Annotated in this window: 24 protein-coding genes and 4 tRNA genes; 6 read left to right on the top strand and 22 right to left on the bottom strand. The window is 67.2% G+C overall.

The features are described from left to right. Window positions 1–14 precede the first annotated feature (14 nt). The 6 genes from rpsJ to BMX32_RS09855 all read right to left on the bottom strand — a co-directional run bounded on the left by rpsJ (window position 15) and on the right by BMX32_RS09855 (window position 2985). The gene (rpsJ, locus tag BMX32_RS09880; protein ID WP_036140140.1) at window positions 15–326 is read right to left on the bottom strand and encodes a 30S ribosomal protein S10; all 312 of its coding nucleotides are present in this window, start codon (window positions 324–326) and stop codon (window positions 15–17) included. A gap of 457 nt (window positions 327–783) precedes the next feature. Next, window positions 784–1974: an elongation factor Tu gene (tuf, locus tag BMX32_RS09875; protein WP_089978132.1), complete on the bottom strand. Its 1191-nt coding sequence runs from the start codon at window positions 1972–1974 to the stop codon at window positions 784–786. A gap of 63 nt (window positions 1975–2037) precedes the next feature. Further along, a tRNA-Thr gene (locus tag BMX32_RS09870) sits at window positions 2038–2113 on the bottom strand. Between the two features lie 26 nt (window positions 2114–2139). Beyond that, window positions 2140–2213, bottom strand: a tRNA-Gly gene (locus BMX32_RS09865). Window positions 2214–2230: 17 nt separating this feature from the next. Continuing rightward, window positions 2231–2316: transfer RNA gene (locus tag BMX32_RS09860), tRNA-Tyr, on the bottom strand. A gap of 183 nt (window positions 2317–2499) precedes the next feature. Next, window positions 2500–2985 carry an acyl-CoA thioesterase gene (locus BMX32_RS09855; RefSeq protein ID WP_089978129.1) on the bottom strand — a complete coding sequence of 162 codons (486 nt, stop codon included), beginning with the start codon at window positions 2983–2985 and terminating at the stop codon, window positions 2500–2502. A gap of 102 nt (window positions 2986–3087) precedes the next feature. Between BMX32_RS09855 and BMX32_RS09850 the strand changes: the two genes are divergently transcribed. From BMX32_RS09850 to BMX32_RS09845, 3 genes are read left to right on the top strand one after another with little or no spacing between them, the layout of a single operon-like run. Next, window positions 3088–5001 carry a SpoIIE family protein phosphatase gene (locus tag BMX32_RS09850; RefSeq protein ID WP_244511490.1) on the top strand — a complete coding sequence of 638 codons (1914 nt, stop codon included), beginning with the start codon at window positions 3088–3090 and terminating at the stop codon, window positions 4999–5001. Then, entirely contained in the window at window positions 4982–5401 is a 420-nt protein-coding gene (locus tag BMX32_RS18920) for an ATP-binding protein (RefSeq protein ID WP_244511489.1), read from the top strand. The genes BMX32_RS09850 and BMX32_RS18920 overlap by 20 nt, the downstream gene beginning before the upstream one ends. Further along, window positions 5398–5778 (top strand): STAS domain-containing protein, encoded by a 381-nt coding sequence (locus BMX32_RS09845; RefSeq protein ID WP_089978125.1) that lies wholly within the window; start codon window positions 5398–5400, stop codon window positions 5776–5778. The genes BMX32_RS18920 and BMX32_RS09845 overlap by 4 nt, the downstream gene beginning before the upstream one ends. A 1-nt stretch (window position 5779) precedes the next feature. Here the strand turns inward: BMX32_RS09845 and BMX32_RS09840 are convergent, their stop codons facing one another. The 9 genes from BMX32_RS09840 to BMX32_RS09800 all read right to left on the bottom strand — a co-directional run bounded on the left by BMX32_RS09840 (window position 5780) and on the right by BMX32_RS09800 (window position 13894). After that, window positions 5780–6250 (bottom strand): MarR family winged helix-turn-helix transcriptional regulator, encoded by a 471-nt coding sequence (locus BMX32_RS09840; protein ID WP_089978122.1) that lies wholly within the window; start codon window positions 6248–6250, stop codon window positions 5780–5782. Between the two features lie 107 nt (window positions 6251–6357). After that, complete coding sequence (gene ychF / locus BMX32_RS09835) at window positions 6358–7449, bottom strand: redox-regulated ATPase YchF (RefSeq protein ID WP_089978118.1); 1092 nt, start codon at window positions 7447–7449, stop codon at window positions 6358–6360. Window positions 7450–7481: 32 nt separating this feature from the next. Next, window positions 7482–8060 carry an aminoacyl-tRNA hydrolase gene (gene pth / locus BMX32_RS09830; protein ID WP_089978114.1) on the bottom strand — a complete coding sequence of 193 codons (579 nt, stop codon included), beginning with the start codon at window positions 8058–8060 and terminating at the stop codon, window positions 7482–7484. 54 nt (window positions 8061–8114) lie between these two features. After that, window positions 8115–8753: a 50S ribosomal protein L25/general stress protein Ctc gene (locus BMX32_RS09825; RefSeq protein WP_089978111.1), complete on the bottom strand. Its 639-nt coding sequence runs from the start codon at window positions 8751–8753 to the stop codon at window positions 8115–8117. An 80-nt stretch (window positions 8754–8833) separates the two neighbouring features. Beyond that, a complete protein-coding gene (locus tag BMX32_RS09820; protein ID WP_280140832.1) occupies window positions 8834–9790 on the bottom strand; it encodes a ribose-phosphate diphosphokinase in 957 nt (318 codons plus the stop codon). Between the two features lie 53 nt (window positions 9791–9843). Then, window positions 9844–9920, bottom strand: a tRNA-Gln gene (locus BMX32_RS09815). A 66-nt stretch (window positions 9921–9986) separates the two neighbouring features. Next, window positions 9987–11375 (bottom strand): 4-(cytidine 5'-diphospho)-2-C-methyl-D-erythritol kinase, encoded by a 1389-nt coding sequence (gene ispE / locus BMX32_RS09810; RefSeq protein WP_089978105.1) that lies wholly within the window; start codon window positions 11373–11375, stop codon window positions 9987–9989. A 135-nt stretch (window positions 11376–11510) separates the two neighbouring features. Then, the gene (gene lolB / locus BMX32_RS09805) at window positions 11511–12143 is read right to left on the bottom strand and encodes a lipoprotein insertase outer membrane protein LolB (RefSeq protein WP_089978099.1); all 633 of its coding nucleotides are present in this window, start codon (window positions 12141–12143) and stop codon (window positions 11511–11513) included. Continuing rightward, a complete protein-coding gene (locus BMX32_RS09800; RefSeq protein ID WP_089978096.1) occupies window positions 12143–13894 on the bottom strand; it encodes a tetratricopeptide repeat protein in 1752 nt (583 codons plus the stop codon). The genes lolB and BMX32_RS09800 overlap by 1 nt, the downstream gene beginning before the upstream one ends. Window positions 13895–14012: 118 nt before the next feature. Here BMX32_RS09800 and hemA point away from each other — a divergent pair, with 118 nt between their 5' ends. The 3 genes from hemA to ppk2 all read left to right on the top strand — a co-directional run bounded on the left by hemA (window position 14013) and on the right by ppk2 (window position 17349). Further along, the gene (gene hemA / locus BMX32_RS09795) at window positions 14013–15284 is read left to right on the top strand and encodes a glutamyl-tRNA reductase (RefSeq protein ID WP_089978092.1); all 1272 of its coding nucleotides are present in this window, start codon (window positions 14013–14015) and stop codon (window positions 15282–15284) included. Between the two features lie 43 nt (window positions 15285–15327). Next, entirely contained in the window at window positions 15328–16410 is a 1083-nt protein-coding gene (gene prfA / locus BMX32_RS09790) for a peptide chain release factor 1 (protein WP_089978088.1), read from the top strand. Between the two features lie 168 nt (window positions 16411–16578). Next, window positions 16579–17349 carry a polyphosphate kinase 2 gene (gene ppk2 / locus BMX32_RS09785; protein WP_089978085.1) on the top strand — a complete coding sequence of 257 codons (771 nt, stop codon included), beginning with the start codon at window positions 16579–16581 and terminating at the stop codon, window positions 17347–17349. 193 nt (window positions 17350–17542) lie between these two features. Here ppk2 and BMX32_RS09780 read toward each other — a convergent pair whose 3' ends face one another. From BMX32_RS09780 to BMX32_RS09750, 7 genes are all read right to left on the bottom strand, one after another. Further along, complete coding sequence (locus BMX32_RS09780; RefSeq protein WP_089978081.1) at window positions 17543–18400, bottom strand: cytochrome c oxidase assembly protein; 858 nt, start codon at window positions 18398–18400, stop codon at window positions 17543–17545. A 3-nt stretch (window positions 18401–18403) separates the two neighbouring features. Beyond that, window positions 18404–20257 carry a GldG family protein gene (locus tag BMX32_RS09775; protein WP_089978077.1) on the bottom strand — a complete coding sequence of 618 codons (1854 nt, stop codon included), beginning with the start codon at window positions 20255–20257 and terminating at the stop codon, window positions 18404–18406. A gap of 2 nt (window positions 20258–20259) precedes the next feature. Beyond that, window positions 20260–20994: an ABC transporter permease subunit gene (locus tag BMX32_RS09770; RefSeq protein ID WP_089978074.1), complete on the bottom strand. Its 735-nt coding sequence runs from the start codon at window positions 20992–20994 to the stop codon at window positions 20260–20262. After that, complete coding sequence (locus BMX32_RS09765; protein ID WP_089978070.1) at window positions 20991–21926, bottom strand: ABC transporter ATP-binding protein; 936 nt, start codon at window positions 21924–21926, stop codon at window positions 20991–20993. The genes BMX32_RS09770 and BMX32_RS09765 overlap by 4 nt, the downstream gene beginning before the upstream one ends. Before the next feature lie 547 nt (window positions 21927–22473). Further along, window positions 22474–23859, bottom strand: a complete 1386-nt coding sequence (locus BMX32_RS09760) for a polyketide cyclase (protein ID WP_089978066.1) — start codon at window positions 23857–23859, stop codon at window positions 22474–22476. Window positions 23860–24087: 228 nt separating this feature from the next. Next, window positions 24088–24729: a response regulator gene (locus tag BMX32_RS09755; protein ID WP_089978062.1), complete on the bottom strand. Its 642-nt coding sequence runs from the start codon at window positions 24727–24729 to the stop codon at window positions 24088–24090. Continuing rightward, window positions 24726–25991: a sensor histidine kinase gene (locus tag BMX32_RS09750; RefSeq protein ID WP_089978059.1), complete on the bottom strand. Its 1266-nt coding sequence runs from the start codon at window positions 25989–25991 to the stop codon at window positions 24726–24728. Before BMX32_RS09750 ends, BMX32_RS09755 begins: the two co-directional genes overlap by 4 nt. Window positions 25992–26041: the final 50 nt, after the last annotated feature.

Raw genomic sequence — 26041 nt, 5'->3', positions numbered from 1 at the left:
ATCCTTTGTTCCGCTCAGCCGAGCTTGATCTGGACGTCAACGCCAGCCGCGAGATCGAGCTTCATGAGCGCGTCCACGGTTTTGTCGTTGGGGTCGATGATGTCCAGAACGCGCTTGTGAGTACGAGTCTCGTACTGGTCGCGGGCATCTTTGTCGACGTGCGGCGACACCAGAATGGTGTAGCGCTCAATCTTGGTCGGCAGCGGGATGGGGCCGAGGACCGTAGCGCCGGTGCGCTTGGCCGTCTCGACGATTTCGCTGGCCGAACGGTCGATCAGACGATGATCGAACGCCTTGAGCCGGATGCGAATCTTTTGGTTCGCCATAAAACCGTGTCCTGTTATCGAAAGAACGTTCTTGTGATTCGGAGGGGCTTCTCGCCACCCCGCACAACCCAAAACTACAAACTACGGGTACCGCAACGGGCCGCTCCGCAGTGGCCAAAAAGCCACCCGAACGACCCGAAAAAGTCGGGCAGGCCGCATAAACGGCCCGCCCAGACAGAAAAGTATAGAATACGCAACGACATGGGTCAACAGAGCTCGCGCCCCGTGGCCAGGTTGGCACTCTATTCGGCGTCCATGCCTGCGAACTCGAAGCACATTCCGTGCACCTCATTTCGCGTGGTCCGTCCGCCTGCGTGAGGCGTGCGGGAGATATAGCCCGACGACTATACCCTATCCTTCGGGGCATGGGAAGCCCTTAAACGACGGACATAAAAAAACGGAGGCTTTCGCCTCCGTTTTTCGATGCGGGCCAGGTCACCCTGCCCTGCGATCCGTCTTACTTGGTGATCTTCGAGACCACGCCGGCGCCGACGGTGCGGCCGCCTTCGCGGATCGCGAAACGCAGGCCTTCGTCCATGGCGATCGGGAAGCCCAGGGTCACCGCGATCTTCACGTTGTCGCCCGGCATCACCATCTCGGTGCCTTCCGGCAGCTTGATCGAGCCCGTGACGTCCGTCGTGCGGAAGTAGAACTGCGGACGGTAGTTGCTGAAGAACGGCGTGTGACGGCCACCCTCGTCCTTCGACAGGATGTACACCTCACCCTCGAACTCCGTGTGCGGCGTCACCGTACCCGGCTTCGACAGCACCTGACCGCGCTCGACGTCTTCGCGCTTCAGACCGCGGACCAGCACGCCGACGTTGTCACCGGCCTGACCCTGATCCAGCAGCTTGCGGAACATCTCCACGCCCGTGACCGTCGTGGTCTGGGTGTCCTTCAGGCCCACGACTTCCGCCGGGTCGCCCACCTTGATGATGCCGCGCTCGACGCGACCGGTCAGCACCGTGCCGCGACCCGAGATCGAGAACACGTCTTCCACCGGCAGCAGGAACGGCTTGTCGATGTCGCGCTCCGGCTCCGGGATCCAGCTGTCGAGCGCGTCGACCAGCTTGATGATCGCCGGCACGCCGATGTCCGACTGGTCGCCGTCCAGCGCCAGACGCGCCGAACCCGCGATGATCGGGGTGTCGTCGCCCGGGAACTCGTACTTCGACAGCAGTTCGCGCACCTCCATCTCGACCAGCTCGAGCAGCTCGGCGTCGTCCACCATGTCCGCCTTGTTCAGGAAGACAACGATGTACGGCACGCCGACCTGACGCGACAGCAGGATGTGCTCGCGCGTCTGCGGCATCGGGCCGTCAGCGGCCGAGCACACCAGGATCGCGCCGTCCATCTGCGCCGCACCCGTGATCATGTTCTTGACGTAGTCAGCATGTCCCGGGCAATCGACGTGACCGTAGTGACGCGTCGGCGATTCGTATTCGACGTGAGCCGTCGAGATCGTGATGCCGCGTGCCTTCTCTTCCGGCGCGGCGTCGATCGAACCGTAATCCTTGAATTCGCCACCGAAACGCTCGGCGCCGATCTTCGTCAGGGCAGCCGTGAGCGTGGTCTTGCCGTGATCGACGTGACCGATGGTGCCGACGTTGACGTGCGGCTTCTTACGTTCGAACTTACCCTTTGCCATGAGCGCTAAACTCCGCTGGAGCCAATGAGATAGTAAAAAAGGAACCGCCGCGGACGACGAAGATGGTGCTCATGACTGGAATCGAACCAGCGACCTCTTCCTTACCAAGGAAGTGCTCTACCGACTGAGCTACATGAGCACGTGACGCAACGCGCGTAAATTCAATGGAGCGGGAGACGGGAATCGAACCCGCACAATCAGCTTGGAAGGCTGAAGTTCTACCATTGAACTACTCCCGCACTGCGCGGAACTCGTATGGTGGAGGAAGGTGGATTCGAACCACCGAAGGCGTAAGCCAGCAGATTTACAGTCTGCCCCCGTTGGCCGCTTGGGTATTCCTCCAACAAAGAACGCCTATTGTCGCGAGCGTCCTGGAAACTGTCAACAACTTCCGCACGTGGAAATCACGCCCGGGCCCCGTTTCACAACGGTGTCTTACGACCCACACGGCGCGGCTGCGGCGTGGGCGGCCGCGCAGTTTAGCGATGCCGCGAGGGGAAAGAAAGACCCATGCGAGCGGACGACCTACATCTCGCGGGTGGCGACCACCAGCGGCTCCATGGCGCGCGACATCTCCATCAGCTTCAACGCGTATTCCTGCAGTTTCAGGTCGCGCTCTTCCACCGGCTTCCATGGCGGCACGGGCGTGGGCTTGCCGCCGTCCGGCTTGTCGAGGGCGACGAACACCATGACGCAGCTGGTGGCGAGACGCTGTTCGCCGCTGCGCAGATCGCGGGCCAGCACGTCGACGGCCAGGTGCATGCTGGACGTGCCGGTATGGATCAGCCGGGCTCTCACCGTCACCAGATCGCCGATGAGGATCGGCGCCAGGAACTGGATGCCGCTGACCGACGCCGTGACGCAATAGGCGCCGCTCCAGCCCACCGCGCAGGCATATCCCGCCTGGTCGAGCCACTTCATGGCCATACCGCCGTGGACCTTGCCGCCGAAATTCACGTCGGTCGGCTGGGCCAGGAAACGAAACTCGACTTCACGCTGGGTGCCGGGCATGCCCTTACCTATGCTGGGGGAAAGTCGCATTATGACCTTCCGGTGGCTTGCCGGCCCGGCCCCGCGGGCATAGATTCGCTCCATATCCCCCTGGAGCCGCCCATGGTCCTTCGCAGTGTCGCAACGCGGCTTGCCCTGGGCGTGCTCGTGGGCTCGGCGATCGTCCTCGTCGTGACGGGCGGCCTGATGCTTTCCCACACGCGCGAGCAGATGCTCGCGCAGACCGAGCAGGAAGCCTCGGCCGTCTCAGGATGGGCTGCGACACGCATCGAAGGCCGCCTCGACGCCGTCGCCCGCGTGGCCCGCGTCATGGCGGGCATTCTGGGCAGCCGGCGCGACGAGGCGCCCGCGATCATCCGCGATACGCTCGCCGTCAATCCCGAGGTCGTCGACATCACCGCGGCCTTCATCCCCCGGAACACCTCGGCCCCGCGCGACGCGGACGCCCCGCTCGCACGGCGCGGGAACGATGGCAGCCTGACCCTTTCCAGCCGTCTCGCCGATGCGGAGACCTACTGGATGGCGCCGTGGTTCGTGCGCGGCCTTAACTGCGAGCGCGGTTGCTGGCAGGCGCCCTTCCGCATGCCGGGCCGAAGCGACACGCTCGTGGGCTACTCCGTGGCCATTCCGGGCAATGGCGACTCGGTCGCCGGTGTCGCGGACGTCACGATCAGCGTCGGCTGGCTCCAGCAGCTGCTCGGCGAGCTGAACAAACCCGACCACGCTTCCGCGTTCGTCGTCGACGCGAACGGCATGTTCCTCGCGCACGACTGGTCCTCGTACGTCGGTACGCGCGGCAGCAAGCCGTTCGTCGCCGCCCTCGCGGCGCATCGCAACCCGGTGCGGATCACGCCGGAGATGGGCGGTCGCGTCAGCGAGCCGGTGTGGGTCTATTTCGTGCCGATCGCCGGCACGACCTGGACGGCCGGCCTGACGATGCCGGAGCGCGAGGTGCTCGCCGACCTGCGTCGCACCTACTACGTCGACATCCTGCTCGGCCTCGTCGCGCTGGCCGGCGTATCGCTGATCGCGCTCGTCATCACGCGTCGCCTGATGGCGCCACTGGCCGTGCTTTCCGATCGCGCGGAAGACGTCGCACGGGGCGAGCTCGACTTCGCGCTGCCCAACGTCCGGCGGCGGGACGAGGTCGGTCGGCTGACCCGCGCGTTCGACCAGATGCGCCGCCAGCTCGCGGGCCACATCGACAGCGCCAAGCAGATCGCGCGCGAGCAGGAGCGCATGGCGAGCGAACTCGACATCGCGCGACAGATCCAGCTCGCCCTGATTCCCGAACCGCACTGGCTCGCCGCGGACGGGCATGTGGAAGTGCACGCGGCGCTGCGACCCGCCAGCGCCGTCGGCGGCGATCTGTACACGTATTTCGCGCTCGGTGCGCGACATATCTGCGTGATGGTCGGCGACGTGTCGGACAAGGGGATCCCCGCCGCACTCTTCATGGCGCGCACGATCACGCTGGCGCGCACGCTCGCGACGCATGCGCGTTCGCCGAGCGACATCCTCGGATCGCTCAACCGCGAACTGTGCAAGGGCAACGACACCTGCATGTTCGTCACGCTGCTGTGCGGCGTGCTCGAAACCGAGACGGGCCTGCTCTCGCTGGCGAGCGCCGGCCACGAGCAGCCCGTGCTTCACGCCGGCGGCAGCGCGCTGCTGGTCGACGTCGAAACCGGCCCGGCTCTCGGTATCGACCGCGAAGCGCGCTACCCTGTACGCGTACTCACGTTGCTTGGGGGCGACACGGTGCTCATGTACACCGACGGCGTCAGCGAGGCGCATGCGGACAATCAGAAGCTCTACGGCACCCACGCGATCCTCGATAGCGTCGCGCGCGTGCAGGACGGTGCCTCCACAGAGGCCTACATCGACCAGGTGCTGGGCGACGTGGACGCGTATACCGCCGGCGCTCCCGCCTACGACGACATCGCGCTGCTTGCGCTGACCTGGCACGAGCACGGGGTCACGGAGGTGCCACTCGATGCGGTTGCGAATTCCTAACCGGCTGGAAGACGTGTTCCTCGCCCTGAACCGGGCCGAGGGAACGCTCGATCGCGCGGACATCGACGCGTCGTGTCGCGCGGACGTGCGACTGGTGCTGGAGGAGCTGCTCGTGAACACCGTTCGCCACGGGTATCCCGATGGTCGCGACGGCAGCATCGAGATCACGCTCAGAGTAGAGAGCGACATCGTGCACCTCGAACTGCGCGACGACGCCGTGCCCTTCGATCCGCTCCAGTACGAAACGCCCGACTTGCCCGGCGACATCGCACGGCGCGAGATCGGCGGGCTGGGCCTGCACCTCGCGCGAAGCATCGCCAGCGATTTCCACTATGCACGCGACGCGAGCGGCAATTGCGTCGTCATCCGATTCGCCCCTTCAGACGAGCCCGCCACATGACTCTCATCGTTCGCAGCGAAGCCCCCACCACCGATCGTAGCGTCGTCTGGCTGGAGGGTCGGCTGGATGCCGCGACGTTCACCGCGTTCGACGAGGCGATGCGCGACATCACGCCGCTCGTCGACAACGGCGGCACGCTCGTCATCGATCTTTCGGCGCTCGACTACATCAGCAGCGCCGGGCTGCGCAGTCTCGCGCAGCTGCGCAAGGGCCTGCACGACCGCGGCGGACGGACGCTGCTGGTCAACCCGCAGCCGCAGGTGAAGAAGGTCTTCGACATCGTCAAGGCGGTGCCGGTCGCCGAAGTGTTCGCCACCATCGACGAACTCGACCAGTACCTCGACCACATGCAGCGGCAGATGACCGGTTCGGGTTGACTCAGCGCCGGTTGTAGTCGATCAGGCCGGCGCGAAGCGTTTCGAGGCCGCCCTTCAGATCGACCAGCTGGTCGACCTCGCAACCCGTGGCGCAGAAGACGTCCACGGGCACGTCGGCCGCCTTCTCGCGCAGCGCCCTGCCCTCGTCCGTGAGCGTCACGATCACCTGGCGTTCGTCGGCGGTGCCGCGCGTGCGCTGCACCAGGCCCGCCCCCTGCAGGCGCTTCAGCAACGGCGTCAGCGTGGCGGAATCGAGGAACAGCCGCTCGCCCAGGTCGGACACGGTGATGCCGTCGCGCTCCCAGAGCACGAGCATCACCAGATACTGCGGATAGGTCAGGTCCAGTTTCGCCAGGAGCTGGCGGTAGAGCTTGCCCATCGCGAGGTTGGCCGAATACAGCGCGAAGCACAGCTGCCCGTCGAGGGTGCGCGGCGGTTCGACGGTGCCGGCGGGCTTCGTATCGTTGCTCATGAAGCCAAGGTAGGGACGTCGGTATTGAATTGCAAGCGATTGAATTGCGCCAACAGCGATGCCGCGTGCGGGGGCAAAAAAAACCCCGGCGTGGCCGGGGTCTTTCGTCAGACGTTGAAGCGGAAGTGCAGGATATCGCCTTCCTTGACGATGTATTCCTTGCCTTCGAGGCGGAGGCGACCGGCTTCCTTGGCGCCCTGCTCGCCATTGAACTTGATGTAGTCGTCGTACCCCACCGTTTCCGCGCGAATGAAGCCGCGCTCGAAATCGGTATGGATCACGCCCGCCGCCTGCGGCGCGGTCGAACCGGCGCGGAGCTGCCAGGCGCGCACTTCCTGCACGCCCGCCGTGAAGTACGTCTGCAGGCCAAGCAGGCGGTAGCCGGCGCGGATCACGCGATTGAGGCCCGGCTCCTCGAGGCCGAGGTCCTTGAGGAACTCGTCGCGATCGGCGTCGTCGAGCTGGGCGAGTTCTTCCTCGATCGCGGCGCACACCGGCACGACCTCGGCGCCTTCTTCCAGCGCGCGGGCGCGCACGGCGTCGAGGTGCGGGTTGTTCTCGAAACCGTCTTCCGCCACGTTGGCGATGTACATGATCGGCTTCAGCGTGATCAGGAACATGTCGCGCACGAGCGCCCTCTCTTCGGCGTCGAGGCCGGCGGTACGCGCCGACTTGCCCTGATCGAGCACCTTGGCGAGCTTCTCGAGCACCGGCTTGCGGGCGAGCGCCTCCTTGTCGTTGGCCTTGGCGGCGCGCGTGGCGCGGTCCAGTGCCTTCAGCACGGCCTCGAGATCGGCGAGCGCCAGCTCGGTGTCGATCGTCTCGATGTCCGCGATGGGATCGACCTTGTTCGCCACGTGGATGACGTTGCCATCCTCGAAGCAGCGCACGACGTGCGCGATGGCGTCCGTCTCGCGGATGTGCGCGAGGAACTTGTTGCCCAGACCCTCACCCTTCGACGCGCCGGCGACGAGGCCCGCGATGTCGACGAATTCCATGGTGGTGGGGATGATGCGCTGCGGCTTCACGATAGCGGCGAGCTCGCCCAGGCGCGGGTCCGGCACGGGGACGATGCCGGTGTTCGGCTCGATCGTGCAGAACGGGAAGTTGGCGGCGGCGATGCCGGCCTTGGTCAGCGCGTTGAACAGGGTGGACTTGCCGACGTTAGGCAAGCCGACGATGCCGCATTTGATGCCCATGGCGAATCTGTGTCCGGTAGGAGTAAGTGGGGTCAGGCGACCGTATGCAGGCGCTTCATGGCTTCTTCGAACTTGCCATCGAGCGCCAGCGGCAGCACGTCGAACGCGCGCCCGATGCCGTGCATGATGGCGTCCTCGTCGGCCGCGCTGGGACGTCCGAGCACCCAGGGGGTGACCTTGTCCTTGTGCCCCGGATGGCCGATGCCGACCCGCAGGCGATGAAACTTGCCGTGACCCAGGTGAGCCACGATGTCGCGCAATCCATTCTGGCCGCCGTGGCCGCCGTCGAACTTCATGCGCACGGTGCCGGGCGAGAGGTCGAGCTCGTCGTGGGCGACGAGGCACTCTTCCGGCGGAATCTTGTAGTAGCGCAGCGCCGAGGCGACGGCGATGCCGCTCTTGTTCATGAAGGTCGCGGGCTTGAGCAGCCAGACCGTTTCGCCACCGATGCGCAGCTTGCAGGTTTCGCCATGCAGCTTGCCGTCGAAGGTCCAACGCTCTCCCTGATCCATCGCCAGGGCGTCGACACACCAGAACCCGGCATTGTGCCGGGTCCTGACGTATTCGGCCCCGGGGTTACCGAGGCCGACGATGAGACGAAGTGTCGCCATGTGCCAGAGAAGGGGAACCGGCCCGCACGCGACGCGCGTACGGGCCGGAGCCGATTACTTCTTCTCTTCGGCCGGGGCGTCGCCGCCTTCGGCGGTCGTCGGGTCGACTTCTTCCTGGATCGCAGCCACGGTGACGACGGCGACGTCGTGCTCCTTGCCGAGGCCGAGTTCCGGGATTTCCACGCCGGCCGGGAGCTTGAGGTCCGACAGGTGGACGATGTCGCCGGCCTTCAGGTCGGCCAGGTCGAGTTCGATGAACTCCGGCAGGTTCTTCGGCAGGCACGAGACCGTGACTTCCGTCAGGTTGTGCGAGATCACCAGACCCGCGGTCTTGCCGGCCGGGGACTTTTCCTGGTTCAGGAAGTGCACCGGCACGGCGACGCGAACGGTCTCGTTCTCGTTAACGCGCTGGAAGTCCATGTGCAGCATGAGCTGCTTGAACGGGTGCTTCTGCCAGTCCTTGATCAGGACGCTCTGCTTCTTGCCGTCGACCGTCAGTTCGATGACCGACGAGTAGAACGACTCGAAACGCGAACCGAGCAGGATGTCGTTGTGGAGGATCTGGATCGCCTGCGGAGCTTCGCCCGCGCCGTACACGATAGCCGGCACGTAGCCCGCAATGCGAAGGCGGCGGCTCGCACCCTTCCCTTCGATCTTGCGGCTCGTGGCCGTGAGCTGATGATTGGTAGCCATGGGTGTTGCCTCAGTTAAACCGCCTCGCGGCGGTGGGTAAAGGACTCCCCCGCGACCAGGGGAGCCCGAAAAAAACGGTATCAGTCGATGTAGAGCGAGCTCACCGATTCGCCATAGGCGATGCGACGGATCGTCTCCGCGAGCAGTTCCGCGACCGACAACTGACGGATTTTCGCACAGTTACGGGCGTTGTCGCGCAACGGCAGCGTATTGGTGACCACCAGCTGGTCGAGCTGGGAGCCTTCCAGGTTGTCGATCGCGGCGCCCGAGAGCACCGGATGGACGCAATAGGCGACGACCTTGCGGGCGCCCTTTTCCTTCAGCGCCGCCGCGGCCGCGCACAGCGTGCCGGCGGTGTCGACGATGTCGTCCACCAGCACGCAGGTCTTGCCTTCCACGTCGCCGATGATGTTCATGACCGTGGCCACGTTCGCCTTCGGGCGGCGCTTGTCGATGATCGCCAGGTCGGCGTCGTCGAGGCGCTTGGCCAGCGCGCGGGCGCGCACCACGCCACCGACGTCCGGGCTGACCACGATCAGGTCGTCCATGCTGTGGTGGCGCCAGATGTCGGCCAGCAGCACCGGCGAGGCGTACACGTTGTCGACCGGAATGTCGAAGAAGCCCTGGATCTGGTCGGCGTGCAGGTCGATCGTGAGCACGCGGTCGGCGCCGGCCGTGGCGATCATCTTCGCGGCCAGCTTCGCCGTGATCGGCACGCGCGCCGAGCGCGGGCGGCGATCCTGGCGGGCATAGCCGAAATACGGCATCACCGCGGTGACGGTACCGGCCGAGGCGCGCTTGAGCGCGTCCACCAGGACCAGGAGGTCGAACAGGTTCTCCGCGCTCGGGGCGCCCGTCGGCTGGATGACGAACACTTCCTGCTTGCGGACGTTTTCTTCGATCTCGATCTGCGCTTCGCCATCGCTGAACCGGCCGACGAGGGCCTTGCCAAGCGGAATGCCGAGGCGGGAGGCGACATCGTCGGCAAGCGCGCGGTGCGCATTGCCGCTGAAAAGCATCGGGGTGGACGTATCCACGAAGGAGCTCCTGGCGTGAGAGAGGGGGTGGTTCGTTCTGCCACCGCGAACGGTGGCTGGGGCGGCAGGATTCGAACCTGCGCATGCGGGAATCAAAATCCCGTGCCTTAACCAGCTTGGCGACGCCCCAACAATGCATTCCGGCGGACCTTTCGGCCTGCCCCGGCTTTGCCGCAGCCCGCGGCCCTACCCTTGCTTACGACACGATTCCCTTCGCCCCGATCCGGCTCCGCGCGATCAGCAGCGGTGACGGATCGATGCCCGCCGCCACGTGGGCCGTGAAGCCCCCGGGACAACGCGAGGCGACGCCGAGCGCCGCCTCGTGGGTTCTGGTTTCCAGGAAGACGCAACCACCGCTACCCGACAATCGGGCATGGCCGAAGCCACCCAGCCAGTCCAGCGCCGCGGCCACCCGGGGGTGGCGCGCGCGAACGACCGGCTCGAAGGCGTTTTCCGCCGAAGCCCCGGAAACAAAGGACGAAATTGTCGCCCGCGGGGCCTGGCGTGTCAATTCGGGCGCCGCAAAAAGGGCTGCCGTGGGGACATGCTCGTGGGGGTCCACCACCACGTACCAGCGGCGCGGCAGACGCATGGGCGTGAGCTCCTCGCCGATGCCTTCCGCCCAGGCCGACCGGCCCCGGATGAAAACGGGAACGTCGGCGCCCAGCTGCAGGCCGAGCTCGGCCAGGGCGTCTTCCCCGAGTCCGGTACCCCAGAGCTCGTTCAGTCCCACCAGCACGGAGGCCGCGTCGGAGCTTCCGCCGCCCAGGCCGCCACCCATGGGAATGCGCTTGGCGACCTCGATCTCGGCGCCGTGAGACGTACCCGTCGCCGACGCCAGCAGCCGTGCCGCGCGGACGGTGAGGTCCTCGTCTTCGGGCACGCCCGCGATGGCCCTGGGACGGGTCACCACACCGTCGCCCCGGACGCGCAGGCGCACTTCGTCGCCCCAGTCGAGCAAGCGAAAGACCGTCTGCAACTCGTGGTAGCCGTCGTCGCGACGGCCCACGATCCGCAGGAACAGGTTCAGCTTCGCGGGCGCGGGCCAGACCGTCCAGTCGCAGGGGGCCAGCGGCGCCAGCGTCCGGCTCATGAAGACGCGCAGGTGATCCGGAAAGCCGTTTTCGCGGTCGCGGGCCAGCGCCCGCGCGAACGACGGCGCGTGCTTGTCGACGGCCACGAAGCCGTGTTTCGCGTAGAACGGCGCGTTCCAGGGGACGTCCGACAGCGTTCCCAGATCGACGCGCCGGTAGCCCGCCTCGCGCGCCCAGGTGCAGGCATGCTCCAGCAGGGCCGCTCCGATACCCCGGCGACCGAAGGCCGGCAGCACGTCGATCTCGGCGATGCCGATCGCATCGTGCGCGCCGTCCGGATCGAGACAGACGAAGCCCACCACCTCGCGATCCACCGAGGCGAGCCAGACGAGCCCGCGCGCGATGAGGTCGCGCACCACGTCGACCGGCAGCGACATGCCCGAATAGGACGGCCATGCCTCGTGCCCGCGGAACAGCTCCACCGCGGCGCGCTCGATGGCGCACAGGTGCGCGGCGTCGTCGTCGTGGGCGCGGGAGATGGTGAAGTGCATGGCGGGGCCGGCTGACGGAAGCCGGGAAGTATAGCCGCGCACTTCGAGAGCCCGCCTTGGCGGGAGCCAGCCTGCTGGCGCTGGGCGCTCGCGACAAGCACCCTTCGCCAGCAGGCTGGCTCCCACCGAAGGCGATTATCGGCCGAGCGACCAGGTGTCGATCGACAGGCGGACCTTGTACGGCGGCTTCTCCGCGAACACGCGCGAGGGCATCGCGGGCTGCTTCGTGGCATCCCATTGCCGGTAGTCGACCGTCCAGCCGTCCTGCACCAGCCGGGAAGGCAGGCGGTCGGCGCCGAACGCGATGTCGGCCGGGCCACGGTCGGCGCGTAGCCCGAGTACCCAGCGCTTCAGTTCGGCCATGGGGATCTGCCAACCCACCGTCTCGGCCATGAGCGTTTCGGCGTCCGGCCCGCGGCGGGTGCCGCCCTCGAGCCCTTCGAGCTCGGCGCCGTCGGGGCCGCCGCTCAGGCGGAACGTGCGCCCGGTCACGGGACCACGCACGGTGAAGTCGTAATGGTCGCCTTCCTGGCGCCAGGTGAGGCTGCCGGAGCCGGAGTCCTTGTCGCTGGCGACGGACAGCCTGCCCTCCAGCGTCCAGTGATCGGTGTCGCCCAGCGCGCGCTCGCGTTGCTCCTGCAGGCCAAGGGTGACGGCGTCGCCGGCGTTACGCACGGGGGGACGCGTGGTCGCACACGCCGCGAGAAGGAGGATCGGCAGCGTGGCGAGGACACGTTTGGGGGCAATCATGCGGACGATGGACGCCATCAGGGGTTCAGTTTCCGCTCGGTCTTCTCGAGCGATGCGTTGTTCGGGTCGATGCGACGCACCTCGTTGAGCAGCTTGCGCGCCTCGTCGTGGCGGCCGCGGCTCCACAGCACCTCGGCAAGATGGACGCCGATGTCGGCGTCCTTGCGCTTCGCCCATGCACCGCGCAGCGTGACCTCGGCCTGATCGAGCTGGCCCTGGCGGAATTTCAGCCAGCCCCACGAATCGGCCACCGACGGATCGTCCGGGCGTGCCGTGCGCGCGGCCTCGATGAGGGCCTGCGCCTCGCCGAGATCGCGGCCGTTGTCGGCCAGCGTGTAACCGAGCGCGTTGCTCGCCTCGATGTCGCCCGGCTTCAGCTCCAGCACCCGGCGGAAATCGGTGACGGCCTGATCGATGCGTCCCGCCTCCGCATAGGCGAGACCGCGGCCGTACAGCATGTCGGTGTCGTCGGGCTTGACGCGAAGGGCCTTGTCGTAAGCCGTCGCGGCGGCGTCGAATTGGCGCCCGTCCATGTTCAGCTCGCCTTCGAGCGCGTAGGCCTGGCGCAACCGATCGGGGTGATCCGCGTAGGACGTCTGCAGCCCGGCGACGATTTCCTGCGCGTCGTCGTCCTTGCCTTGCTGGTGCAACACGACCGCGCTGCGCACGGACGCGTCGAAGATACGCGGATCGTCGTCGCCCACGGCGGCATACCAGTCCAGCGCGTCCTCGTCGTGCCCCAGCAGCTCGGCCAGCTGGCCGAGGACGAACGCGTTCTCGGTCTGCACCGCGTCGGGCCGGCGACGGATTTCCTGATAGAGGCGCGCGAGGGCGGGCTTGTCGCCCGCGCGTGCCGCGAGGCTCATGCGCATCGCATAGGTGTCGGCGTTCTGCGTGCCCACGGACAGCAGGGACGCCGCGCCGCGCGTGTCGCCGTCCTGGATCATCAGCGTGGCGTAGGCCAGGCGCAGGCGCGCGTTTTTCGGATCCTTCGCCACGGCCTTCGCGAACAGCTTCTTCGCCCCCGCCTTGTCGCCGGCGCGGAACGCCTGCTGGCCGGCCCATGCGTAGGTCGTGCCGTCGTGGAATCGGGCGAGGGCGGCGTCGCCGATGCGCTTCGCGTAATCGTGGCGGCCGAGGTTCTCGCCCAGCTCGCTCATGGCCAGCCACGCCGTAGCGTCGTTCGGCAGGCGCTGCGGGGTGGCGATGCGCTCGAGCAGCACGCCGGCCTGCGCCGCGTCGCGTGCCGTGACCACGATGCGACCGAACTCACGCCAGGCGTCCGGCGCGCCGCTGGAGACGAGCAGATCGAGCTGGCGCTGGGCCTCCGCCGTATTGCCGGTATCGAGCGCCACGCGGGCACGGGCACTGGCGAGGTCGGCCGGGCTCGCACCGAGCGCCGCCCAGCGGTTCACCGCGCTTTCCGTGCCGGCCTGGTCGTGCACCGCGAGGGCCAGCTCGACGGCCCGGGAAGCCACCTTGGGGTCGTCGCTGATTGCCGCCGCCTTCACGTAGGCGTCCGAGGCGGCCTTGAGATCGTTGGCGGCCAACGCGAAGTCGCCGGCCATCAGCAGGGCCTGGAGATCGCGCTCGGGAGGCACGATAGCCACCTGGAGCCGGTCCAGCGGCTGCACGCCGGTGCGAACGGCCCGGGGCGCCTCGGCGGGAACCTTCGCAGGCCCGGCGGCACAGCCGGCCAGGGCGGCGGCGAGGGCCGCGAGGGCCACGAATTGCCGCAGTTGCTTGAACTTGGACCGACCCGTCAGCACACTACTCTCCGTCGTTTCAGGACAGGTGCCAACAAGCACCCGGTTCCATCTCAGCGCACAATGCGCCCTTAGCTTAGCCGACGCCACCCAAGCCGACCCAAGCCGACCCAAGCCCGTCATGCCACTCATCGCCCTCGGGCTCAATCACCTCAGCGCGCCGGTCAGCCTGCGCGAGCAGGTGGCATTCGACGCCGCGGTGACGCCGGAGGCGCTCGACGACCTCACCCGGCAGCCCGGGATCGAGGAGGCGATGATCCTGTCGACCTGCAATCGCACCGAGCTCTACTGCAGCGTGGCCGAGGGCTTCGAGGGCGTGCCGGGCCAGTGGCTGTCGCGCCAGCACCGATTGACCCCGCAACGGCTCGACGAGTTCCTCTACCGGCACGACGAACAGGACGCCGTGAGGCACATGTTCCGCGTCGCGACCGGCCTCGATTCGATGGTGCTCGGCGAACCGCAGATCCTTGGTCAGGTGAAGGACGCCTACCAGCACGCGCGCTCGGCACAGACCCTGCGGGCACCGATGGAGCGCCTGCTGCAGCATACGTTCGCCGTGGCCAAGCGCGTGCGCACCGATACCCGCATCGGCGCGCATACCGTCTCGGTGGCCTACACCGCCGTGCGTCTGGCGGAACAGGTCTTCACCGATCTGCGCCAGGCCTGCGTCCTGCTGATCGGTGCGGGCGAAACGATCGAACTCGCCGCGCGACACCTTGCCGACAAGAACGTCCGCCGGCTGATCGTCGCCAACCGCACGCTCGAGAACGCCCAGGAGCTGGCGAGCCGTTATGCCGGTTACGCCATCTCGCTGGCCGACCTGCCGCGACATCTCGCCGAGGCGGACATCGTCATCACGTCGACGGCCTCGCGCGTCCCGGTGGTCACGCGCCCGATGGTGGCCGACGCGATCGCCGCCCGGCGCAGGCGCCCGATGTTCATGGTCGATATCGCCGTGCCCCGCGACATCGAGCCCGAGGTGGCCGCGCTCGACGACGTCTATCTCTACGGCATCGACGACCTGCGCCAGGTCATCGACGAGAACCGCCGGTCGCGCGAGCTGGCCGCCCGCGAGGCCGATGCGATCATCGACCTCCAGGTCGAGCGTTACATGTCGTGGCGCCGCGCCCTCGGCCTGCGCAATCCCGCCGTCGACATGCGCGTCGCCGCGGAGGCTCAGCGCGACGAGGTGCTGGCCAAGGCCCAGGCCATGCTCAGCCGGGGTCGCACGGCCGAGGAAGCCCTCGCCTTCCTGGCCAACACCCTCACCAACAAGCTCCTGCACACGCCCAGCGCGCGCCTTCGCGACGCGGCCATGTCGGGCGACCTCGACCTCCTCCACGCTGCCGGCCGGCTGTATGGACTGGACCCGGACGACGACGTTTCCGCATGATGTGCGGCTTGGGACTTCCACCCAGCCGGACTTCACGCACCGCATGACCCCCTCGATCCGCCGCAAACTCGAAGCACTCGCCGAACGCCACGAAGAGATCGGGCTGCTCCTCGCGCAGCCGGACGTGCTCGCCGATGGCCAGCGTTTTCGCGACCTCTCCCGCGAATACGCGCAGCTCGAACCCGTGGCCGCCTCGCTGAAGCACCACGACGACGCCGAGCGCGAACTGGCCGAATCGCGCGCGATGCTCGACGATCCCGAGATGCGCGAGATGGCGGCCGACGACATCGAACGCGTCGAGGCGCAGCTCGCCCGTCTCGACGCCGAGTTGCAGGTGCTGCTCCTGCCGAAGGACCCGCGCGACGAAGGCAACCTGTTCCTCGAAGTCCGCGCGGGCACGGGCGGCGACGAGGCCGCGATCTTCGCGGGCGACCTGTTCCGCATGTACGCGCGATATGCCGAGCGGCAGCGGTGGCACGTGGAGATCCTCAACGCCAACGAAGGCGAGCACGGCGGCTACAAGGAAGTCGTGGCCCGCATCGAAGGGCGCGGCGCGTACTCGAAGCTGAAATTCGAATCGGGCACGCATCGCGTGCAACGCGTGCCGGAGACGGAATCGCAGGGCCGCATCCACACGTCCGCCGCCACCGTGGCGATCCTGCCCGAACAGGACGAAGTCGACGACATCGAACTGCGCGACGCCGACCTCAAGGTCGACACGTTCCGCGCGTCCGGCGCCGGCGGTCAGCACGTCAACAAGACCGACTCCGCCATCCGCATCACCCATCTGCCCACGGGCACCGTGGTGGAGTGCCAGGACGAGCGTAGCCAGCACAAGAACCGCGCCCGCGCGATGAGCCTGCTGAAGGCCCGCCTGCTCGACGCGGAACGCAGCAAGCAGAGCGCCGCGCAGGCCGAATCGCGTCGCCTGCAGGTGGGCTCCGGCGATCGCAGTCAGCGCATCCGCACCTACAACTTCCCGCAGGGCCGCATCACCGACCATCGCATCAACCTGACCCTGTACCGGCTGACCGAGACGATGCAGGGCGACCTCGACGAACTCATCGACACCCTCACCCGCGAGAACCAGGCGGACGAGCTGCAGACGCTGACGGCCGGCGGCTGATCCGGAATACCGGCTGAGAAGCAGGCCACTGGCGATAACCCCCGTGGTGGGAGCCAGCCTGCTGACGATGCGTGCTTGCCACACGCCCCATCGCCGTCAGGCTGGCTCCCACGTCGCGACGACGTTCGATGCGGCATAGTGATGGCCCCAACCCAAGGGCTTCCACGCATGGGCAAGAAAAAGAAGTACGAGAAGGCGCTCGAGGAACTCCAGGTCGAACTCGTCGGCCTGACGCGGTGGCTGCGCCACACGCGCAAGCGGATGGTCGTGGTCTTCGAAGGCCGCGACGCGGCCGGCAAGGGCGGCACGATCAAGGCCATCACGGACAAGCTCGACACGCGTGCCGCGCGGGTGGTCGCGCTGTCGAAGCCCACGGCGACCGAAGACACGCAATGGTATTTCCAGCGCTACGTGGCCGAACTGCCTGCCGCCGGCGAGCTCGTGCTGTTCGATCGCAGCTGGTACAACCGCGCCGTGGTCGAGCCCGCGATGGGCTTCTGCACCGAAGAGGAATACGACCGGTTCATGAAGGTCTGCCCCGTCTTCGAGAAGATGCTCGTCGACGACGGCATCATCCTGATCAAGTACTGGCTCTCGGTCGACCAGAAGGAGCAGGAAGAACGCTTCGCCGACCGTGCGGCGGATCCGCTCAAGCGCTGGAAGCTGTCGCCCGTGGACATCAAGGCGCGCGACAAGTACGCCGAGATCGGCGATCTCCGCGATGCCATGATCCAGCATACGGATACCGACGATGCACCCTGGTTCGTCGCCGACTTCAACGACCAGAAGACGGGCCGCCTGAACCTCATCCGTCACCTGCTCGACCGTATCCCCGACAAACTGACGCCGGACAAGCCCTTCGACCTGCCGCCCCTGGCCGGCAAGCCGAAAAAAGACAAGGTCACGGCGAAGGGCGAGCGCGTGCCGAAGGTTTACTGATCGGCACGATCGCCCGCGATGTCCAGAATCTTCACCAGTGCCAGCGAGTGCTCGGTAGCAAGCGATCCACCGTACGAGAGCAAGGACTCGGTCGCACGCCATCCCCCCCATGCCCTTTCGGCATTACTCATGCCCGCGGCGCCTGCCCCTTGCTCACCCAACGCGCCACCTCGGTGGTCGGAGAGGTGCCGGGCTACGAACGCACGGCCGTAGGACGGCGCGGGCGCACGGGGCGGCGCGGCAGGCGCCCGTTGCGTGACAGGCGCAACCACTGGCGCAACGCCAGCAGGCCGCCGGCCGATTCGATCATCGCCGCGGGCACCCACATGATCACGCCGCCGATCAACTGGCCGGTGAGGACGTTCATCGTGAACGCACGACCGCAGATCTCGAAGATGGGATACAGGTCGACACGCGAGAAGGTGACGATCGCTCCGGCGACGATCTGCGGCGTCATGGTGATCGCCGGCGACAGGACGCGCCAGCCGGGCGCCATGCGGCCGGGCGGCTTCGGCCGGTGGTCGAGCACGATCCACCAGTAGGCGAGGCCCGAAATCATCATCGACCAGTTCATCGCGCGGTACAGACGCCAGTCCAGCATCGCCAGCGTCTGCATGTCGGGAATCAGCCAGACGAGGATCAGCGCGACGAACGACGCGGTGACGAACGCGGGATTCAGCGCGACGGCGCTGACGGCGCGCCAGGCGGTCGAACGCGCGATCCGGCGCAGGCGCGCCCGCCATGGCAGCGGCAGCCCGGCGCGCAGCACGGTGCCCGGATAGGCCGCGACGATCAGCAGCGGCGCGAGATGATGCAGGAACACCTGCTGGATGCGGTGCATGAAGAACTCATGTTCCGCGTAGTAATCGAAGTACGTGTGCAGGGCGACGTAGACGATCGCCATGCCGGTCCAGAAGGCGGCCTGGCGCGTCGCGGGAACGTGCAGGCGGCGCGTGCCTCGAACGTAGAGCCATGCGGCGCCTGCGAACACGACGAGAAACACCCAGGAAAACTCCCAGGGCACGATCCACTTCGTCATGGCGGCCAGCATGACTCAGACCACGCGGCGGCTGCGACGGGTACGCCGCCAGCCGTAGATCAGGCCGATCAGTGCGACGATGCCCGGCACCAGCACGATGTTGATGAACTTCAGGCGCAGACCCAGCGCGTCGATCTCGGCGTTGAGCTGGTGCTGCACGTCGCGCAGCTCCTTGCCGATGGCCAGCTTGCGCTGCAGGTACTGCTCGACCTCGCGACGCTGCTCCACCGTCGCCGTCGACGGACCCGTGCCGTTCTTCGTCGGCTGCAGTTCGCTCAGGCGGCGCTGCGTGTCGTAGAGCTCGGTCTCCAGCTCGCGCTTCTTGACCAGAAACTTGCGATCCGCCGCCGCCTGCAGCGCGCGGACGCGCGTGAACGGGCGCTGCGAGTTCACACGGCCGCGGATCGAAAGCAATGCCGTGGAGCCACCGAGGTTATCGACGATGTTCGCCACGAAGTCGCCGTTGTTCGCGAACGGCGTCATCTGCTGCTGGCCCAGCAGCGGCTGCACGTCGAGCCACAGGCGATCGGTCAGCACATCGGTATCGGCCACGAGCACGACCTCGCCCGGTGCGGCGGCATGCGCGAGATGCCCCTTCTCGTTGCGCTCGGGGAACGCCGTGCGGAACGTGTCGCGAAGACGCCCGGCGATCACGTAGCGCTCGTGGGTGGGCTCGTAGTTCTCCAGCAACGCCGACGGATCCGACGTCGCATCGCGGACACGCTGCGAAGGCACCACGGCGGCCTCGTCGGAAGTCTGCACCAGCGGCGTGAACCGAGCCTTCGTGTCCTGCGCCAGCTCGAAGAAACCCGCCGTCGAGAAATTCACGCGCTGCAGGCTCGCCGTGACCACGTCGTCGTGGTTCAGATCCTGCGCGCCGAGTCCAAGCATGGCGGGATGCACGACGGTGTTGCCGTTGAGTTCGATCGTCAGCGCCTGCGCGCGATCGAGAACGACCTTCGTCGGGTCGTAGACGACGCCCCAGGCTTCGAACAGGCGACGCAGGTCGGAATCGTGGTCGTCCACGATGCCGCGCGAATCGATCAGCGGCGCGTTGTCCATTTCCGCGTCGGGATCCACGAACACCACGAGGTGGCCACCGCGCAACACGTACTGGTCGATCGCGTACTGCGCGTCCTCCGGCAGGTGTTTCGGATGGATCAGCAGCAGCACCTTGATGCCGTCGTCGATGTGCTTCAGGCCGTCCGGATCGAGCGTGGTCACGTCGGCGAGCTGGTCGATCTGCCTCACCACCGCCCACGCCGGTTCGCCGATCACGAGGTTGCCTTCCGCCGGCAGGCTGCTGATCAGGCCGATGCGCGGCTTCGTCGGCATGCCGACTTCGTAGAGTAATTTGGCGATGTCGTATTCGACGAACGGTTCGCGTGCCGGATCGAAGAAGGGGATCGCCTGTGGCGGTACGTCGCCCGGGCCACCCATGCCGACCAGCCCGAAGAACACGCGCTCGCCGTTGCTGCCGCCGCTCGCCGGCGAGAGGCCGTAACTCTCGGCCGCGTCCTCGTCGTCGGAGTACGGAACGGGGTCGATGACCTTGAAGCGGATGCGTCCGTGCGCGCGCACGGCGATCTCGCGGAGCATCTCGTGCACGCGCTGCTCGTAGCTGCGGATCTGCGGCAGGTCGCGGGTGGCGTGATCGGAGAAGTACAGCGTCAGGGTCAGCGGTTTGCGCAGGCTGTCCACGATCTGCTGGGTGCCGGGCGTCAGCGTGTAGATGCGGTCTTCCGTCAGGTCGACGCGCGCCGTGCGCAGCGACATCGAGCTGAAGGCGATCGTCACGAGGAAGAGCACCGCGATCGCCACCAGGGCGAGGCGCAGCCGGAAGGCGCGTGTCAGGTGCAGGTGCCGCATCGTCAGCGCGTCCGCTTCAGGTCGAGCATCGCCACGCTCGCCGCGAGCCAGGCGACGATGGTGGCGAAGAAGTACACGAGGTCGCGCAGGTCGAGCACGCCGCGCGCGATGGCGTTGGCGTGCCGCGCGATGCTCAGCTGGCCCATGGCGCCGAGCAGGCGCGGCGGCAGCGAATCCTGGAAGAAATCGACGACCTGCGGCTGGCCGATCAGCAGCAGCACGAAGCACAGGGCGGCGGTCAGGATGAACGCCACGATCTGGCTACGCGTGCACGCGGACATGCACGCTCCGATCGCGATGAACGCACCCGCCATGAGCCAGCTGCCCACGTAGCCGGCGAGGATCACGCCGTTGTCGGGGTCGCCGAGATAATTCACCGTGATCCAGATGGGGAACGTCAGCACCAGGCAGATGCCGATGAAGCCCCACGCGGCGAGGAACTTGCCGAGCACCGCCTGCGCGATGGACGCCGGAAGCGAGAACAGCAGTTCCAGCGTGCCCGACGCGCGTTCTTCCGCCCACATCGACATCGTCACCGCGGGCACCAGCACGAGGTAGAGCCACGGATGCATGTCGAAGAAGGGCTGCAGGTCCGCCAGGCCGCGATCGTAGAAATCGCCCGCGTAGAACGTCAGCAGGCCCGCCAGCACGAGGAAGATCACCATGAAGACGTACGCCACGGGTGTGACGAAGTAGCTCCACAACTCGCGTCGCGCGATCGCCGATACCGCCGTCATGCCTGCGCCTCCCGCGGTGCCGTGGTGATCTGGCGGAACACCTCGTCGAGGCGTCCCCGTTCGAGCTGGATCTCCGACACTTCGAGATTCTGCGTGCGCAGCAGCGCCTGCACGTCTTCGAGAATGGGCAGACCCGCGCGGGGGAACACGGTGACGCGACCGTCCAGCGGATCCACTTCCACCATCGACACGTTCGGAATGCGCGCGAGCATCTCGCGCGACACGCCGCTGCCCTGCGCGCTGAACGACACGGCGCCGTGGTAACGCGAGCGCGCTTCCAGTTCCGCCGGCGTCGCGTCGGCAAGCAGCCTGCCGTTCGCGATGATCGCGACGCGGTTGCACAACGCGTGCACCTCTTCGAGCAGGTGCGTGGAAATGAGGATCGTGCGCTCGCGCGCCATGGCGTCGATCAGCATGCGGACGGAATGTTTCTGGTTGGGATCGAGGCCATCGGTGGGTTCGTCGAGCATGAGCACCGGGGGGTCGTGAAGGATCGCCTGGGCCAGGCCCACGCGGCGGCGCAGGCCTTTCGACAGCGTGCCGATCGTCTGGTCGAGCACGTCTTCCAGCTCCAGCCGCGAGACGACCTCGTCGAAGCGGCGGAACGCGACATCGCGCTCCAGCCCCCGCACGCGGATCATGAACACGAGGAACTCGCGGATCGTCATCTCGCCGTAACTGGGTGCGCCCTCCGGCAGGTACCCGAGCGCGCGCTTGGCCGAGAGCGGCGCCTTGCGGACGTCGTGTCCGCAGACGCGCGCGGTGCCAGAGGTCGGCGTGAGGAACCCCGCGATCATGCGCATGGCCGTCGACTTGCCCGCACCATTGGGCCCGAGCAGCCCCAGCACCTGCCCCGGCTCGGCGCGCAAGGTCAGCGAATCGACCGCGGTGAGCGGGCCATAGCAGCGGGTCAGTCGGTCGGCTTCGATCATCGTCGGGCAGTGTAACGGGTGGATGGCCCGGCTTCGCCATCGTGTTGGCTTGCGCGTGGCCGCGAAGAGCCGTCGGCCCTCAGGCGTCTCGGCCGCGATGGGTGCTTGTCGCGAGCACCCATCGCGGCCGAGGCCGCTCCCACATGAGCTCGCCGCTATAGCGGCTCCTACACAAGCAGCTTGCCTCGCCGGTCGGTGGAGCCGTCGGCCGCCGCCCTCGGCGCGACTTGCGGAACCGTGCGCGGCGGGCGGATCAGGCCCGCAGGGGGCCGGCCCGGACGGCCGGCCGTTTTCGTCGAGGCAGGAGCCGAGTCGAAAACCCCCGCTCGCCGCGCGGGCGCGCAGGGGCGTCAGCCATTGGACACGGCCGCGCAGCGGCATCCTTTCCCAAGCGACGGTGAAGCCCGGAGCGCCGAGGGCGGCGGCCGACGGCTCTTCGCGGTAACGCGAGGCGAAACGCGATGGCGAAGCCGAGCCGTCCAACCAACAAGCAAAAAAAACCCCACCGTCTCCGGCGGGGTTTTTCACGTCGCGCGAGGCGAACGACTTACTGAGCGGCGGCGGTGCTGGCCGGCGCCGGGGCGGTGCCCGCGGGAGCCGGGGCCGTGCCCGCAGCGGCCGGAGCGGTCGAGGAACCGGCCGGGGCCGACTCTTCGAGACCCGGCTGCTTCATGCCGGCTTCCTGCTCGGGCGTCTGGTCCGGGATGTTGTCGCCCTGCAGCGGGAGATAGATCTCGAACTTCTGCTCGTCGTAACCCTCGATCGTGCCCTTGTTGTTCACCGGCGCCTTCACCTGGATGTCGTAGGCGCGGTAGGTCACGTCGTCGTACTTGTAGCCATGCGTCTGCGAGTAGGCAGCGAGCATCTGGCGGGTCTGCGGGAGACCGGCGCCCGTGCCGTTCCAGTCGGCCTTGAGGGCCTTGCCACCGAACGCCAGCACGCCCTTGACGTTGCCATCGACGATCACGCGACCGAACTTGTCCTTGGTGCCCGGGGCAGCGGCAGCGGCATCGGCCGGCGCGGCGGCCGTCGACGCTTCGGCCGGCGCGGCGGCGTCGAGCGCCGGACGCTGTGCGGCGGTGAGCTCGACGTCCTGACCGTTGATCTTCAGGGTGGTGGCGTCGATCTCGGCGGCCACGTCGAACGTGTAGTTCTGGTCGCCCCAGTTCGTGGTGAAGGTGATGCGCGGGCCGACGATGTTCACGCCGAGCTTCTTGGCGGCGGCCTGGATCTCGGCCATGGCCTTGTCGGACGCGGTGTCGACGTCGTCGAGCGTGCGCGGAGCGGTGGTCGAGACCAGCAGCACCGGCTTGGCAGGCGTTTCGACGATCGACGGAACCATCTTGCTGTAGTCGATGTTGGGGATCGACGCCATCAGGTTCTGCAGGTTCGACAGGCTGAACTGGATCAGCGAATCCGGATCGCCATGGATGTAGAGATTCGAGAAGCGGTTGATCAGGTTGAAGCCGTACGAGACGTCGTAGGCCCAGTTCACCTTCACGAGCTTCTGGCTGCGACCGCTGCGCTCGAGCTTGATGGTGAACTTCTTGTCGCTGCCGCGCCAGCCGTTGTCCAGGTTCCAGACAATGGTGCCCTTGCCGGCGTCCGACACCTGAGCGAAGCCGGGATCGATCGAGGCGATTTCGAGGGAGCCGTCACCGACCTTCTCGTCGGCGGCCTTCCAGGCGATCTTCGAGCCAACGCCATACGCCTTGCCCGACAGCTCGAACTGCACCTTCGGATCGAAGGAGCGCAGGACGGTGTAGTCGGGGAAGCGACGGAAGTTGCTGAAAACGTCGTAAACCTGGCGCAAGTCCTTGCTGATCAGCATTTCGCGCTCGACATGTCCAGTCGAGGGCATCGCTATGCCGGCCACGACACCGAGTATGGCGACGATGACGAGGGCGACAATAAATTCTAACAGACGCGTCATTCCACGGTTCTCCGAACGTCTCACGAACGGGCTCCACGCAAGGCCAGCGAGGCCAGCGGTCACCCCTGAAGAATCGGCCCGTGGCAGGGGTTCGCCCGCGCCGAAAGGACCGATGGTACTTGCTCGCGACGGCGAACGCCATTGGGTCCCCTGCCCTTTTTCGCAACCTGCTTCAAGCGGCTTTTCGGCAAGGCTGGAGCCGGCTCCGGCCGGCGGTGCCGGCCCGGGTCAGACGATCCCGAGCTCGAGGGCCTTGAGCACGGCGCGGGTGCGGTCGCGCACGCCGAGCTTGGAAAGGATGTTGGAGACGTGGTTCTTCACCGTTCCCTCGGCCACGCGGAGGGAATTGGCGATCTCCTTGTTGCTGTAGCCACCGGAGAGCAGCCGCAGGATTTCGGTCTCACGCTCGGTGAGAGGATCCGGCTGTTCCAGGCTCGAGAACTGGTTCTGGATGCGACCGACCCCGGCGAGCAGGCGCTGGGTCACCATCGGTGCCACCAGCGAGCCGCCCGCCGCCACCGTGCGGACGGCTTCCACGAGCTGGTCGAGCGAGACGTCCTTCAGCAGGTAGCCCCGCGCGCCGGCCTTGAGCCCGGCCAGCACGAGCTGGTCGTCATCGAAGGTGGTCAGGATGATCGTCGGCGGAAGTTCGTTGCGGCCGCCGAGCGCCTGCAGCACTTCGAGCCCGCTCATGTTCGGCATGCGCAGGTCGAGCAGCACGACGTCCGGTCGCACCACGGGAATCGACTGCACGGCCTGGGCGCCGTCGGCGCATTCGGCCACGACCCGGATGTCGCCGGCGAGGTCCAGCAAGGAGCGGATGCCCTGGCGAACCAGGTTCTGATCGTCAACGAGGCAAACGGAGATCATGGAAGATCCTCGGAAGGAACGGAGAGTTTGGCACGCGGCAGGCCCTCGGGCTCGTCGCTTGTGCCCGCGTCGAGGACCTTGCGCGCGGGCGTGTGGGCCAGTGTGGGTTCTTCACCGAGAGGCAGTCGCGCCGTGAGCGCGAAACCACCCGCCGGGTCGGTACGGAACGCAAGGGTGCCGCCGAATTCGGCGAGCCGTTCGCGCATGCCGTTGAGCCCGTTGCCGGGCTGGAATTCGCCGCTCCCGCGCCCGTCGTCGCGTGCGTCGAGGCAGAGCTCGTCGGGCCCGGTGTGGCGGAACGTGAGCCACAGGTGGCGGGCGCTCGCGTGGCGCACCGTATTGGTCAGGATCTCCTGCACGCAGCGCAGCAACATCTGCGCGCGGCGCGGATCCTCCACCCCGAAGCGCGGCGGCACCGACAGGCGCACGTCGAGCCCCGGAACACCCTCGGTGAGACTGCGCAGGGCCTGCGTGAGATCGATGGCGTCGTCCTGGCGCAGTTCGCTGACCACCTCGCGCACGTCGGCCAGGAGCTGCTTCGCGGTGCTCTGGGCCTTCAGCACGTGCTCCCGCGCCACGTCGTTGGTGAGGTGGCTGGCCACCTCCAGGTTCAGGCTGAGCGCGGTGAGGTGATGGCCGACGAGGTCGTGCAGGTCGCGCGCGATGCGCATGCGCTCGGCGATGCGCGTGGATTCCGCGAGCAGCGCGCGAGTGGCGCGCAGTTCGGAGTTCAGGCGACGCAGTTCCTCGCGTTCTTCCGCCTGCTGGCTGGCGACCATGGACGCGATGAACACGAGCGCGGAGAACCCGAAATAGAGGCAGGCCTGCATCAGCGCGCTCACGACACCCCATCCGGGCACCTCGGCGAACACCGGCACCAGCGCCACGTGCGCCACGACCATCCATGCGATGCCCAGCGGCAGGCTCACCAGCCACGGCACCACCGTGGCCACGATGATCAGCAGCAGCGCGCCGACGCCGCTCTTGCTGAGCGCGCCGATGGCCAGCGCCGTGCCCGTCAGGATCACCAGCACCGCGACACGGGTCGCACCGTTCAGGCGCGCACCGAGCTGGTTCGTGAGCAGCCAGTGGACGAGACCGAACACGAGGTAGCACGCGGTCCAGGCCAGCAGGGCCATGTCGCCGATCGCCCCCGGGCCGGAGCCGGCGCGCTGCATCGACAGCGGCAGCCCCGCGCACAGGAAGACGAAATACGTCGCGTAGCGCAGCAGGCGGACGTGATTGAACTGGACCTTGGACATGCCCGCATCATAGGGCTTCGCGCGGCCGGCACCACCTGACTGAAGTCACG

The sequence above is a fragment of the Luteibacter sp. UNCMF331Sha3.1 genome, assembly GCF_900109915.1.
Classification (GTDB): domain Bacteria; phylum Pseudomonadota; class Gammaproteobacteria; order Xanthomonadales; family Rhodanobacteraceae; genus Luteibacter.
This window is presented reverse-complemented; position numbering and strand designations above follow the sequence as displayed.